Genomic DNA, 13,176 nt, shown 5'->3' with positions numbered 1-13,176 from the left:
TTCCTCCTACATTCCAAAGGTCAGATTTTGAAGGAACACTACTAATAGCAGTGCCATATCCACCATCAACTTAAAAGAAGCTAATAAGGATGGTAGTAAGATATATACCTTCATTCCGGCAATCTTATCCTCCTGCTCTAATTTTTCTGCCTTATCCATCATTGCATTGTTACGGTCAATCAATTCCTCTACCTGTTTTGTAACATCTCCTGCATTCCCACTAGAAAGTGCATATAACATTTTCATGGCTGACTGCACGTCAGGGTTACGATATTCTTTCAAAAATCTGTGATACGGTTCAATAGCATTAGGATCTTCCTCTAACTGATCAATCAAATCTTCCAATGCATACACTAGTACCTCTGGAGCACTATCCATAGATTTACGGATTGCCATCTGAACATTGTCTGTCTGTAACAATAACGCCACTTCCATCAGCCAGTTTGGAAACTGCTTTTCAATCTCCCTTGCTACCTTTTTCATAGCAAGATTATGACCGATTTTATGTTGATTTAAGAAGAATAACACCACAACAACTCCAACTACCAAGATTGCGCTATTTTTAAAATAAATAAAAGCACCGATAAAAAGAATGACTGGAATAATTGCCATCCTCTGGCTACTCTTCGCCTCCTTTGCTTCATCGTAATCTCTGACCTGAAGATATTTTTTACCCATTCCGGTACTGTCCACTTCTTTCTCAATCCAGCTTCTGCAAAGTTTCTTATCTGCTTTCACATAAATCAGCATACAGATTCCAATTAGTACTACCGCAGATATCTGGCAAAGTGGAATTGAACTAATATCCAAATTCCCACCAAGTAGATAAAGTGGAAGTATACATATGAGCATTGTAGCAACCAGCGCAATCATAATATTTCGCTTTACAATCTGAAATTCTTTCTGAAGATTCATTACTCTTTCCGCCCACATTGCTCTATTCTTCGCAAGCAATAAAATGCTTCCTCCTGCATCTCCACCTCGTCTCTGGGCACCGATAACAAAGGAGTGTATTGCATCGATTCTCTCACAGTGAAAAAATTCTCCTACTATATCTAAGGCTTCTCTCTCGGGATCTTCACTATCCGTTGTATACTGAATATGCTCTATGGCTCTCTCTAAAGCTTCATGAAATATTCCTTCATCAAAAATTGTTGCTGTCTCTAATAAAGCATTTAAAACAGTTCCATTCCTCTTAAAAGAATACAAAAACTGCTCCATATAGTTATTCGCCAAGGAAAACATGGTGGTGTGGTATCTTCCCTTCATCGTCTGTAAGATAACCATTGGAGAAAAGACCAAACCGATAATTCCAATTGCAGCTATATATGGCAGCTCCAGTTTATATAACAGTCCAAAAATAGCTGCCACTAGAACAATCATTCCATATGCAAACAGGGCTTTTTTCGGTGTATACTCATACCCGTACTTTGCTAACTCCTGAGTCAGATTTCGGTATCTGAGATACTTAATTCCACTCTTTTTCTTCATAATCAGTTCCCTCCTTTACAGGTAAATGGTAAGATTTCCACACGTTCAAATTTCTCAAGTACCGGATTTGGAAGATTTTTTTCTACAAGCTTACCATTCAAAACCGCTGGAAAAGTTATATTTTTACCATCTTCTCTGTAAAAAAAGCAAACTTGATCAATATATCTGTGTACCTTTCCATCCTCCATTTGCTTCTTGCGGATTAGGATTCCTACATCAATAAACATATAAATATCATTTTCCATTCGGTCAGCATCCATCCTACTCTCAAGCATGTTTAAGATTCGATCTGGTATCTTTCTTACATCATCCGTATGAATGGTGGTAAATCCTCTAATTCCTGTTGATAGGCTCTCCAGCAAATATTTCACTTCCACAGATCTGGCTTCCGATAACATCAGCCACTTTGGATTCTGACGTAGACTTGTCTTAATTGCCTTTGTGTAACCAAATCCTTCTGATACCATTAGCTCCACACAGTCTTTATCTGGGTTAATCTCACGATAATGAAGTTCCGGTGTATCCTCTATGGTAATCACTCTTTCACTTTCTGAAATATACTGAGAAAAGAATTTTATCCCTTCTGTCTTTCCAACTCCCGGTTCTCCACAGAACACAAAATTCATACGAGCTTTCACACAGTTTGTAAGAAGCTCCAATATTTCCTCGCTACAATATCCGTCGGTAATCATGCTCTCCCTGGTCATTCGGACAATCGGAAGTGTTTTTCTGATACAAACTGATCTTCCTGAAATCGCAGAGGATTCATGGACAATGCTGATTCTAAGAGTATCCGTATCTGCTTCTAACAGATTTTCCACTTTGTTAAATGCCTTACTTACGTTGTTGGCAATATAATGGCTGAACTTCTCAATAAACTCTCTTGTAACACCGTGATCCTCCACTTTAATTCTTTCATTTGCAGTATTGGTAATCCAAAGGTCTCTGCCATTAAAATCAATATCTGTGATTTCATCATCTTCCACATAGGACCAAAGCGGTCCAAAATGTGCGGGTACCAATTCCCATTTTGTAGTACGTTCCATAAAACTCCTTTCCAAGAGGGGAACTTATCCCCTCTCTGTGTGATTTTTTCGATAAACTATCTGATCTGCTAAATTAACCTGTAATCGTACTAGCTGCTCTGTTAAAGAAGCTGTCGATCAGATTCTTAAAGGAGTTTGCTACTACTCCATCTGTTGCTAAAAGCATCACGATGATGGCGACTAATGCACTGATTGCTACTGCTGCTATAATTACTGATCCATACTGTTCAAAAATCTCTTTCATTCTCTATTCCTCATTCTTTCTAATTTGTTGTTATTGGTTTACTGAGTTACTGTAATTAGCCTGTAATCGTGCTTGCTGCTCTGTTAAAGAAGCTGTCGATCAAGTTCTTAAAGGAGTTTGCTACTACTCCATCTGTTGCTAAAAGCATTACGATGATGGCTACTAACGCGCTAATTGCTACTGCTGCAATAATTACTGATCCATACTGTTCAAAAATCTCTTTCATTTTCTAATCCTCATTCTTTCTAATTTGTTATAATTATGCGTAATAAAAAAACAGCTATATTTCAAGCTGTTTACGACGCCTATCCACTCCTTCTATAAGGGATAGGCTTGGTTGTTTTCCGTTTCAAACCTATCCACTATACAGATGGAAGTCCTTAGACTTTCTATTCGGTTACACGGAGACAACCTATGGTTTGTCCCGTATAAAATGCATCTTCATCCTCCTAACGAATCATCTGTTTTTGCAGTTTATAGAAATACTGCACAAACCTGCGGTTCTTTAAATATTCCTTGAATCCAGCTACTAGCATAAGCTTCACCTCCTTACGCTGTTCCTACCCTTACAAATGCAAGAAATACTCTCATGACAAGACCAAATAACAAAAGTGTAACTTTGAGGAATTCCAGTGCAAGCTTAAGTACTGCAAGCGCACTCCATACAATTCCCTTTAATATCATTAATAAAACACATCCAATTTTGATTATTATGTTCTTTGCCATAATGTACCTCCATTTATTCAACCCAATTTGTTGCTAAGCCGACAACAGCATCATTTACTTCACCAAAGTTATCTTCTTTAACCTTAATTGTTTCTTCTGTTACATTTACTGACTGTTTTGCAGCTAAAGCAGTTCCTAACATAGATATTACTTCCTGTTGCACTTCTTTAACAACTCTACTGCAAATATCTTTTTTAATTTCATCTAAATCTTTCCTCCTAACATAGCCTTCTTTTCTAGCCCGCTCAATTGTTGCATTTACTGTAAGATCATCTTGATTTAACATTCTGCAATATGCCTCAACTGCATCAATAATAAATTGATTCTTAGATTTATAGATATCCATATTTAAATCGCTCAATATCTTATTCACATACACATGCTGCGGATTATTCCTGCTACACCTTACATTGTGATAATCTCCTTCGTCCTTACGATTTGCCATTTAATCCGCCTCCTCGTTTCGAACTTAAAAATACTTTAGCGAGAAATTCATAGCCTTTTGCATTCGCCTTAATATCTTCCAGGTAATTAATATTACTCTGCTTCCTACTTCCAAAAAGCTTCATGACTGTTGCTCCACCACCAACAAAAGTAATCGGTGTTGTATTCAGATTGTAACCATGAGCAATCAATTTCTTATAGATACCTTCAGCAAATTCTTCAATTTCTTTCGTAACAATTTTCTGATATGCCATATCTAAATCACTCTTTCCATCCATCATAATCTGGATAATATCACTTTCATCAATCTTGCCACTTAACTGTCTGACACACTGATTATTAATGTTACCTATGCAGGTAATTAGACCTTCATCTATCGTGTCGCACAACGATTCATCTGGTAAGCAATTTTTAATTGGCATAATATCGATTGTCCAACTTCCAATATCTACAACAATCTGCTTACGGTTTGTTTTTGGCATTTTATCTGCCATAGCTGCATAGCACTGAGGGAATACTGCTACCTTAACAATCGTAATACGGTAGGTTTCCTTCTCAAACCGAAAAGTAGCTTGCTTATTCTTAAACAGATAATTAATAAAATCTGGTTTCTCCTTACCAAATTTAGTAAGCGGAAGTCCTGCGGCCAAAAATATATTGGCATTTCTCATTCCCCTTCGATTTAGTTCTTTTGCAATAGCTGCTAGTGTTAGCAGATAATAATTTTCATCTGTAACTTTTGTTTCCTTAACTTCTAATCTCTCACCGCCGATTTTATAATACTTATCTTCATATTCCAAGACATTATCATACAATGCCGGCTCTGTTGAAATCTCTTTCACGCCCGAAATAAAGACACTTCCAATCGTTTTGCAATTGGCCCAACCATGATCTACTCCTATTACTTCAATATGATTATCTTCCATAATACGCTTCCTCCTTCTAAATATCATTGAACTACCTCTTCTGTATACGTAGGTCATGCCAACTCTTCACTAGTTTTTCGATTAATTCAACCTTTTGCCTGTCTGTATAATTACTTGGGAAATATTGATCCAACCGCTCAGCTTGTATCTTGATTTGTACCTTCTGGTTTGGTTTTTCCTCTCCTAGAACATCATACATGGCATCCATATCTAAATTGCCTGCTTGGCTCATTCGCTTTAAACGATTTGCCTGTGATAAGGATGGCGTGCATTGTTCTATTTCCATTACTGCATGAAGTTCGTACTGCTCTTCTTCTTTTAAATAAGAAAGTTCCACAGCAATAGTAAATGCTATCTTTCCTTCATCTACCATATCAAGAATTTTAGGGATTAGATTAGTCAGTCGGATATAACGTGCTATCTGATTTCTACTTTCACCAACTTGCTTTGCTAAAAGATCATCCGTTCTTATATTTGATTTCTTATCATCATCTACCTGACTATTAATATTCCATTTTCCCTCATCATCATATGAAGTTTCCAATTTGTTTACCTCTACCGTGGGATTCTCTAACTTTGTCCCAACTTGGGACGAAGTTAAATCCGTCCTCAGCCCCTGCCTTTTCATCGCCTCTAATCTCATCTTATAGGCATACGCTTTCTCACTTGGTTTGATATTCTCTCTTTGAAGATTGCTATCAATCATTGCAATAACTGCCTGCTCATCATCAAGATTACGAATAACAACAGGTACATCTGTTATACCAGCCCATTCACATGCAGCCTTTCTTCTATGACCCGCTACAATTTCATAACCTTCTCCATCAGGATTCGGTCTTGCCAGCAACGGAGCTAATACTCCTTCGTTCTCAATGCTCTGCATCAGTTCAAACAATTCCGTATTTAGTTCCACTTTGAAAGGATGATTTTTAAAATCTTTTAGCTGATTTAGTGGAATAACAGCTATTTTCTCATGTTTATTATCCTTATCACTCTCTATTCCCTGGTCTCCTTGCCAATTGGAACATATTGAATTTTTTTCTTCCATTTAAGTCACCACCTCTCCTAATTACTAAATTTCAGTTTCTTTTGTTTCCAAACAAAAAGAGACCACTCATTCTCAAAAGCTTGAAAATAAGCGGTCTCTTCGACATTTTAATATTTAATTGAATGATAAAAATAACAACGTTTAGTCCAAATTATGAACTGTAGATTTATGTGTTCCCCAACACCATGTCCAGAACCACCGACACGTTCACACCATCAGAAATTGCTTTTTTCTTCTCTTTTCGGTCTCCCTGAGAAAACATGAAATGTCTCTCAAAGTGCCTAAAATCAAGGATTTTTACGTATCTTTCCGATGTAGTGCAACTATTGTCTCGACGTGCACCGTCCCAGGAAACATATCCACACACCTTACCTTCTCCACCTGGTATCCTCTCTCCTGAAGAACCACAAGGTCTCTCGCCAAACTACTAGGCTTACACGAAATGTACACCAAACGATCCACTCCGTAATCAATAATCTTATCAAGTGCCTTTGGATGAATCCCATCTCTTGGAGGATCAAGTACAATTAAATCAGGCTTTTCTTCAATGGTGTCGATTACCTTTAAGACATCACCTGCAATAAATTCACAGTTTTCTAATTTGTTTAAAGATGCATTCTCCTTCGCTGCAACCACTGCCTCTTCCACAATCTCTACACCGATAACTTTCTTAGCAACTGGAGCTAATAGCTGTGCAATCGTTCCTGTTCCGCTATATAAGTCAAAGATAAGCTTATCTTTGGTGTCACCTACAAAATCACGGGCACAACTATAAAGCACTTCCGCTCCAAGTGAATTTGTTTGAAAGAAAGAGAAGGTTGAGATTTTAAATTTAAGTCCAAGTACTTCTTCGAAGATGTAGTCCTGTCCATCAAGAATATCCGTATGATCACTTTGTACGACATCTGCTAAACTATCATTTACAGTATGAAGTATTCCGACAATACTACCTTCTAATGTAAGGTTCTTAAGAGTATCACGAAGTTTATTTAAGAAATCTTCTTCACCATTTACTAATACATTGGTTTGTGAAGTTGTAATTAAATTCACAAGGATTTCCCCAGTTCTTGCTGCACGGCGAATTAGAAGATGACGTAGATATCCTTCATGGCTCATTTTATGGTAATACGTTAGATGATATTCTTTTGCTAAAGTCAATACACAGGATAAGATTTTATTATAATCTTCATGCACTAATTTACAATCCGATGTTGTTACAATATCATAGAAGCTTCCTTTTTTATGAAGTCCAAGTGCTAGTGGTCCATCTTTATACTCATCACCAAAGGAGAACTCCATCTTATTTCGGTAAGAAAATTCTAATGGACTACCCTCAATCCCTTGAAATTCATACTCCTTATTCTCTGGAGTAATCACTTCATCAATTAACTTCTTTACTTGCTCTGCCTTTAAATTAGTCTGTGTTTCATAGGAAATGGTCTGATAAGTACAGCCACCACAAGCTCCAAAATGAGAACATACAGCTTCTTTTGTTTCCAGTGGCGATTTTTCCACTACCTCAAGCAATCTGCCTTCACTTTTTCCTTTTCTGACTTTATTTATCACAAAACGAACTTTCTGACCAGTGATGGTATTTTTTACGATAATCTTTTCATCGTCTACCATTACAATTCCTTTGTTCGGAAACTCAATTCGTTCAACTACTCCAATACATTCTGTTCCTTTTTTCATCGTATATTCCTCTCTATTTCACATTTAAGCCAAGTATTTGGCTGATTGTTATCCTTTTATTTACTCCTGATAAACACTTTACCCATTATATCGAATCTTTTCTTTATTGTCTAGGTAACCAAGCGTATTCTAATTAAGAAAACTTTCATAAAAACATAAGAAAATACTCTTTACTTTAGTAATGTATAGTGATAAAATGTGAATGTACCAGAGTTATATGAGGTAGAACACATAGTTATAATTGATACGATTCTAATTATAACATTTAGAATTGTATATTTTACGAATGTAGCTCACTATCAAAATTGGTAGCTAGTTTGCCTACAAAGGATAAGGGAATCCTGTATTGTACTTACTATGATTGCAAAGCTTATAAAGGAGTAAATAAAATGAGTAAAAACATTAAGAATGCTTCAGTGGATTATTTATTTGAAGCGATTTTAAGTCTAAAGAACAAGGACGAATGTTACGTTTTCTTTGAAGATATCTGTACTGTGAATGAATTGCTTTCTCTTTCTCAGCGTTTTGAGGTAGCTGCAATGCTTCGTGCAAAGAAGACATATCTTGAAATAGCAGAAAAAACAGGTGCTTCGACTGCTACTATAAGTCGTGTGAACCGTTCTTTAAATTACGGTAATGATGGATATGATTTAGTATTTAGTAGAATTCCTGAAATTCCACAAATGGATGATGAACAAGAACAATAATCATTAGAAAAAGGTATTCGCAACTATTGCGAATACCTTTTTGAATTAAGTTTTTATTTATTTAGTTGACTTATCCTTCTCTTTCGAGTGCTCTTTCGATTTCTCTTTCGCTTCTTTTTCTTTCTCTGGTTTTTCTGTAAAATGATCATCGATTATCTTCTCAATCATTTGCTTTTTCATATATACATCAAAACATAGCATACAAACAAAGGAAAACATCTGTAAGAAATCGTGATCCTTCTGGCCATCCATCTCAGGAAAAGCATCTTTTGACTTTTGATACTTACGAACCACATCCTTACTCACAGTCATGGAGATTTCATTTCCCTGTCGAAAGATCTCTTCGTATATCTCTTCTAAGCTAAGCTTACTATCCCCTTCAAAGAATTTCTCCGTTAGTGGAGTTAAAATACTTTGTATATCACTAATAGATAATATATTCTTCATATAATAAATAAAAATAAGAAGATACATATGATCCTTGGAATATTTCTTTTTTTCCGGTGACGGAAGTAAATTGTTCTTCGTATAATTATTAATCATCGTTTTGGTCAACAATTTATCTTCTGAATAACGCTTTGAGGACTCTAAATGCTTGTCCATAAACGTGGTCACCTGGTCCATATATAAATCAATGTTTGGAACGTCTCCAGGCTTAACATAGTTGATTTTTTTTAAGCCTTCAATGAGTTCCATTATCTCTTTTTCCCGTTGTTTGTCCAAAATATCACCTCTATGTCACATTATATAGTAATGAATACCACATGTCAACATGAATAAAGTAGATGAATTTATCCAGTATACTATCTGCCAGGATTTAGCATTTTCTTAATTTAGTAGATGATTTCTTTCTCTATTTCTCCTTCATCTTACCAAACAACGGAATTGTAGCACACCAAAAAAGTCTAATAAAGTCCACCAACTACCGAATCATCAAGACTTGTTTTATCCGTATCAATCATAATTACATCCCCAAAATCAAACGAAAACCCCCTTCCAAAGTAGTCCTTTTTCTTAGTATTCATTCCCTCCATCTGAAACATATTACAATGTCCATAATTCTCTACATTTTTTACATTATCATAGGTAAGATAAAGATTATTCTTATCATCGTACACCTTAATATCAAAATGAATGATGATAAACCCGTTTGATAACCACAAGCTATCCGTCTTTGATACCCCATATTTCTTTGCATAGGCTTGTACATCCGTGCCTTTTTTAACTGCTTTTACATCCGATGGTAAGGAGTAATTAAAATAATACGATTGTTTGTACTTTGTTAACCTAAGCTTTGAATATCCAAGCGTTAACAATTCTTGTGATAGTGTTCCCTGATGTAGTATGGACGCATAACTTTGATTTGAAAATGTTTTAAATGCAAGGTTCGTTGCTATCTTTCCATAGCTATACATTTCTTTTTTCTGTGCAGCCCATGCTTTATATGAGACGTTTCGAATAGCTGCGGTATCTTTTAACTCCACATCTGGAATACCAAGATATACATCTCCAGTTTGTGCTAGTTTCTTACTTTCTAAGTCTATCTTACTGCCTACCTTGATAAAATGATTTCTCTTTCCGTTTATGATATCTGAATAGTACAAATCCACTTCTTGACGATATAATCCCTCCTTATCAACGTAAAAAAAGGTTGGGGTTATTATAATTTTTGATTCATCCATCGCTGTGACATTTCCTACCGTATCAAGGGTAAATCTCCAAGTATATCCTGCCTTTAACGCACCTTTGTTAAGATACTTTGGGTGAGAACCATCCACAAGTGGTAGAGTAAATCGTTCATTTCTCCCTGTTGGTATACCAAACTGATTCTTGGTACCGACCGTATAATAGTATAGTTTCTCTTTCTGATATTCCTCTCCTAGCTTTGTTCCATCGATTCTTTGGAAGGTTTTCTTTACTCCCTCGATGATCTTTACCATAATGGTATCTAGTATCTTTAATCGCAATGAATTCTCCGGGCGAAACACCTCTTTCCATAGGTTATTCTCTTGGATATCATATAAGGTTAACCCATAGATTTTTCCGGATACCTCGACTTGTTTCGTATCCGTGGCAACATAATTACTTCTTATATAATTCGCACTGGACTGTACACTAGAGAGCATCCCCTCTCCATTTACTGCAATGGTTCGAAATTCAACAGTATAAATTCCACACTCGATATACATTGGCAAATAAAATCGTTGAGTGGAGTATAATCCAACTGAATACCAAGTATTGTTCTGTAATAAGATATCATTTGATTTATCACGGTCGTTCTTAACATCTATTAGAACATCGAAAGGAAAACAGACTTCATTTCGAAGAATTTCCTTAGAATCACGTGCTATGTAGTAAGCATTCCCTAACGTGTTGCTAACATAATCTCTTATATAATACCCTGGATAAGAGTTATGTGACCCAAGATTACGGATTGCGACTGTAAAATCCGAGCTATCTCCCTCCTCATCTAAGACAAGAGGAATACAGTTTCTATTTGGAGATGCAAGTTGAACATAACTAGCATTGTCTTGTTCCAACGTCCCTTGACAATACACAGGAGTGTGAACGGTGACACTATTGATATTTGATATCGGATAAGTTTCCATAGACGGTTTTATCGATTGAAAAGATGCAACCTTTTCATATAGAATGCTTCCACTGGAGGGATAGTTAGCATTTGCCAAGGTGGCTGGAATTGTTAGATTCGTTTGATATAGAGTGTTATACGGAGTTAATTCTGGTCTTAGAATAGCAGAATAGACAGCTTCTTCCGTTTCCTTTAATTTGTACTGATCATTTATAACGGTTCGGTTATCGAATTGAAACACATCATTTCGAACCTGCACTTCAGGAATCAAGGTATTCACTTCGGAGGTAAAGTCTGACATTGGAATAGAGGGTTTCACTCCGCCTAAATCGATTGTTTCTGTTGGTAAATCTACTCCTGACTTTACTTTTGCTGGAACAAGGATATGTTGATCGAGATCTCCAAAGGATTGATAGGATAAGGAGGGAACCGAATAACTAGAGGGAAGAAGTGTAATATCTCCTCGTGGTAAGGCTCCATTCTCTAGATTCGCCCGAGTTATCCTAAAATAATCAAAGCTTACTAGCTCTGTATACTTTACCTGTCTCGTGATAGTCACCACTTGCTTTACCTCTTTTGTTTCTGTATGATTCTTTTTTATAATCTCTGTTTTCCCTGCCATGTCTCCTTTGATTGGTACCTCTTCTTCGGTATACCATTTTAATATGTATTTCTTTCGTGCCTCCACTGGAAACTCTTTGTAGGTAGCGTTTCTTTGAAAGGACGCTTTGATTAAGTATTCTGGTGCTATTACTGAGGTATATAGATTTTCTGTAGTTGGTATCCCTTGATCTACAGAAAATTTCTCAGCTCCATAGTAATCCGCTCTAATTTTACCATTGATAGTTGAAGTATCAAAATAATCTATGGTGGTACCTATGGTCTCCTCTGGTATCGTGGATGGTAGGATAATGTCTTTTCCTTTATAATAGAGAGAGATTACAACCTCACTCCCTTTCATAAGGCTTGGTATCGTAAGCTTTGTTTCACCGCTCTTGCCATTTTTAGTCGCCATCGCTCCATCTTCCCCGTAATAGGTGTAAGTCCATTTATCTTTATAGGTGTAAGTATTTCCTTCATATGGGTAACTAGATTTCGCATACTTTAGGAAGGAAAATGAAGTGTTTGGTTTGATCGTTCCAGCTCTATCCGTCCCCATCAGAGTCTTTACTCCACTATCACTTTCATGATAATAGTTTACCTTTACGCTACACTCTTCCCCTGCTTTGATATACCCAAGCATTAATACGCCCTTACCAGTCCCACTGTTTTTGTGCGAGATTTGATTCTCCGTAATTTTTGCTACGTCTGACTTATCAGGAGTATCCTCATAGCTATAAAATGCCTTCCCAAAAAACTTATACTGCTGCCCAGAACGATCTGCTATCAGGGAAGGAGTATCATAAATAAGTGTTTCTTCATCACGAATTGGCTGATTTTGCGTGCTTTCTGGTAACGGATAGTCGATGGAATATTCTCCAGATAGAACATCACTTAGGGTGAATTTTTTGGTTTGGTTTTCGGTCATATCAACTAGCTGTATGGAATAGGAACCAGAGGGGATCATTTTTCTTGTTATTTTTAAAGGGATGTCGTAGTAGGCGGGGAGATATGTTTTTCTTGTTTCATATGACCAGTCAGCTGCATTGATAATATCTTCAAGGTTTGCATAAGGTCCTTTCATCATTGTTTCACCATTATATACTGCAAAAACATGATTAATGTAAATAATGAGACCGTCGGAATTTAACTTATCAGTTATTATCTTTTCCGCTTGATCCTGTGTTTTTCCCTTTCTCATCTCTTCTGCAACATGCATTCGTAAAGCTGCTTTGGTTACCTTCCAAAAAGGGAGTATATAAGTGGTTATAACTTCATCATCCTCGTGCTTATCTACTACACTATCTGGATAAACAAATATTCTTTCTTCTACACCATTGGCAGTACTATACTGTGTGACGTTCCCATCTGTTACTTTTAAGGTAAAGTTATAGCCTTCTGTTTGATAGCGAATAGAGGATTCACTTTTCTTATGTTTACCTACCATTTTCATAATTCCTTCAGAATAGGCATTTTCTAAATTTATTTCATATAGTTCCTTTTCTATAGCATCATTCTTTATAACTTGCACCAAGTAATCATTTCTGTATTCCGCATATGACTTATTCAGGATATCAGCTCTTATTATCAATGGTAAAAGTGATTCTATGGAAAGAATAAAAACAACTAAAAACACCAAAATTTTTCTAATTTTATTCAAAG

General features: G+C 36.3%; 12 protein-coding genes. 1 reads left to right on the top strand and 11 read right to left on the bottom strand.

Annotation, left to right across the window (positions count from 1 at the left end; genetic code table 11):
* Nucleotides 1–6 precede the first annotated feature (6 nt).
* From CC92_RS0118275 to rlmD, 9 genes are all read right to left on the bottom strand, one after another.
* Complete coding sequence (locus CC92_RS0118275) at nucleotides 7–1,491, bottom strand: hypothetical protein (protein WP_031420555.1); 1,485 nt, start codon at nucleotides 1,489–1,491, stop codon at nucleotides 7–9.
* A gap of 2 nt (nucleotides 1,492–1,493) precedes the next feature.
* Nucleotides 1,494–2,537, bottom strand: a complete 1,044-nt coding sequence (locus tag CC92_RS0118270) for an ATPase, T2SS/T4P/T4SS family (protein WP_031420553.1) — start codon at nucleotides 2,535–2,537, stop codon at nucleotides 1,494–1,496.
* A gap of 73 nt (nucleotides 2,538–2,610) precedes the next feature.
* On the bottom strand, nucleotides 2,611–2,781 hold the full coding sequence (locus CC92_RS22855) for a hypothetical protein (protein ID WP_170841245.1): 171 nt from the start codon (nucleotides 2,779–2,781) through the stop codon (nucleotides 2,611–2,613).
* A 55-nt stretch (nucleotides 2,782–2,836) separates the two neighbouring features.
* A complete protein-coding gene (locus CC92_RS22850) occupies nucleotides 2,837–3,007 on the bottom strand; it encodes a hypothetical protein (RefSeq protein ID WP_170841245.1) in 171 nt (56 codons plus the stop codon).
* Between the two features lie 323 nt (nucleotides 3,008–3,330).
* Entirely contained in the window at nucleotides 3,331–3,507 is a 177-nt protein-coding gene (locus tag CC92_RS22695; protein WP_156037024.1) for a hypothetical protein, read from the bottom strand.
* 13 nt (nucleotides 3,508–3,520) lie between these two features.
* Nucleotides 3,521–3,952, bottom strand: a complete 432-nt coding sequence (locus CC92_RS0118245; protein WP_051926213.1) for a hypothetical protein — start codon at nucleotides 3,950–3,952, stop codon at nucleotides 3,521–3,523.
* Nucleotides 3,939–4,877, bottom strand: a complete 939-nt coding sequence (locus CC92_RS0118240; protein WP_330373308.1) for a ParM/StbA family protein — start codon at nucleotides 4,875–4,877, stop codon at nucleotides 3,939–3,941. The genes CC92_RS0118245 and CC92_RS0118240 overlap by 14 nt, the downstream gene beginning before the upstream one ends.
* Nucleotides 4,878–4,908: 31 nt before the next feature.
* A complete protein-coding gene (locus CC92_RS0118235) occupies nucleotides 4,909–5,925 on the bottom strand; it encodes a ParB/RepB/Spo0J family partition protein (protein WP_081870270.1) in 1,017 nt (338 codons plus the stop codon).
* A 297-nt stretch (nucleotides 5,926–6,222) separates the two neighbouring features.
* Nucleotides 6,223–7,617, bottom strand: a complete 1,395-nt coding sequence (rlmD, locus tag CC92_RS0118230) for a 23S rRNA (uracil(1939)-C(5))-methyltransferase RlmD (RefSeq protein WP_031420544.1) — start codon at nucleotides 7,615–7,617, stop codon at nucleotides 6,223–6,225.
* 389 nt (nucleotides 7,618–8,006) lie between these two features.
* Between rlmD and CC92_RS0118225 the strand changes: the two genes are divergently transcribed.
* The gene (locus tag CC92_RS0118225) at nucleotides 8,007–8,324 is read left to right on the top strand and encodes a YerC/YecD family TrpR-related protein (RefSeq protein ID WP_029505248.1); all 318 of its coding nucleotides are present in this window, start codon (nucleotides 8,007–8,009) and stop codon (nucleotides 8,322–8,324) included.
* Between the two features lie 57 nt (nucleotides 8,325–8,381).
* Here CC92_RS0118225 and CC92_RS0118220 read toward each other — a convergent pair whose 3' ends face one another.
* Together CC92_RS0118220 and CC92_RS0118215 are read right to left on the bottom strand one after the other, a co-directional pair.
* Nucleotides 8,382–9,020 (bottom strand): DUF1836 domain-containing protein, encoded by a 639-nt coding sequence (locus tag CC92_RS0118220; protein ID WP_029505453.1) that lies wholly within the window; start codon nucleotides 9,018–9,020, stop codon nucleotides 8,382–8,384.
* A gap of 209 nt (nucleotides 9,021–9,229) precedes the next feature.
* The gene (locus CC92_RS0118215) at nucleotides 9,230–13,174 is read right to left on the bottom strand and encodes a DUF5704 domain-containing protein (RefSeq protein WP_029505246.1); all 3,945 of its coding nucleotides are present in this window, start codon (nucleotides 13,172–13,174) and stop codon (nucleotides 9,230–9,232) included.
* Nucleotides 13,175–13,176 lie beyond the last annotated feature (2 nt).

Source organism: Lachnoclostridium phytofermentans (assembly GCF_000733755.1).
Classification (GTDB): domain Bacteria; phylum Bacillota; class Clostridia; order Lachnospirales; family Lachnospiraceae; genus Lachnoclostridium; species Lachnoclostridium phytofermentans_A.
The sequence above is the reverse complement of the archived record's forward strand: the minus strand, read 5'-3'. Positions and strand labels throughout refer to the sequence as shown.

Excerpts from the sequence above, each read along its gene's own strand:
- CC92_RS22855 (WP_170841245.1), bottom strand. The coding sequence starts at position 2,781 with ATGAAAGAGATTTTTGAACAGTATGGATCAGTAATTATAGCAGCAGTA.
- CC92_RS0118240 (WP_330373308.1), bottom strand. The coding sequence starts at position 4,877 with ATGGAAGATAATCATATTGAAGTAATAGGAGTAGATCATGGTTGGGCC.
- CC92_RS0118245 (WP_051926213.1), bottom strand. The coding sequence starts at position 3,952 with ATGGCAAATCGTAAGGACGAAGGAGATTATCACAATGTAAGGTGTAGC.
- CC92_RS22850 (WP_170841245.1), bottom strand. The coding sequence starts at position 3,007 with ATGAAAGAGATTTTTGAACAGTATGGATCAGTAATTATTGCAGCAGTA.
- CC92_RS22695 (WP_156037024.1), bottom strand. The coding sequence starts at position 3,507 with ATGGCAAAGAACATAATAATCAAAATTGGATGTGTTTTATTAATGATA.
- CC92_RS0118275 (WP_031420555.1), bottom strand. The coding sequence starts at position 1,491 with ATGAAGAAAAAGAGTGGAATTAAGTATCTCAGATACCGAAATCTGACT.
- rlmD (WP_031420544.1), bottom strand. The coding sequence starts at position 7,617 with ATGAAAAAAGGAACAGAATGTATTGGAGTAGTTGAACGAATTGAGTTT.
- CC92_RS0118235 (WP_081870270.1), bottom strand. The coding sequence starts at position 5,925 with ATGGAAGAAAAAAATTCAATATGTTCCAATTGGCAAGGAGACCAGGGA.
- CC92_RS0118220 (WP_029505453.1), bottom strand. The coding sequence starts at position 9,020 with ATGGAACTCATTGAAGGCTTAAAAAAAATCAACTATGTTAAGCCTGGA.
- CC92_RS0118270 (WP_031420553.1), bottom strand. The coding sequence starts at position 2,537 with ATGGAACGTACTACAAAATGGGAATTGGTACCCGCACATTTTGGACCG.
- CC92_RS0118225 (WP_029505248.1), top strand. The coding sequence starts at position 8,007 with ATGAGTAAAAACATTAAGAATGCTTCAGTGGATTATTTATTTGAAGCG.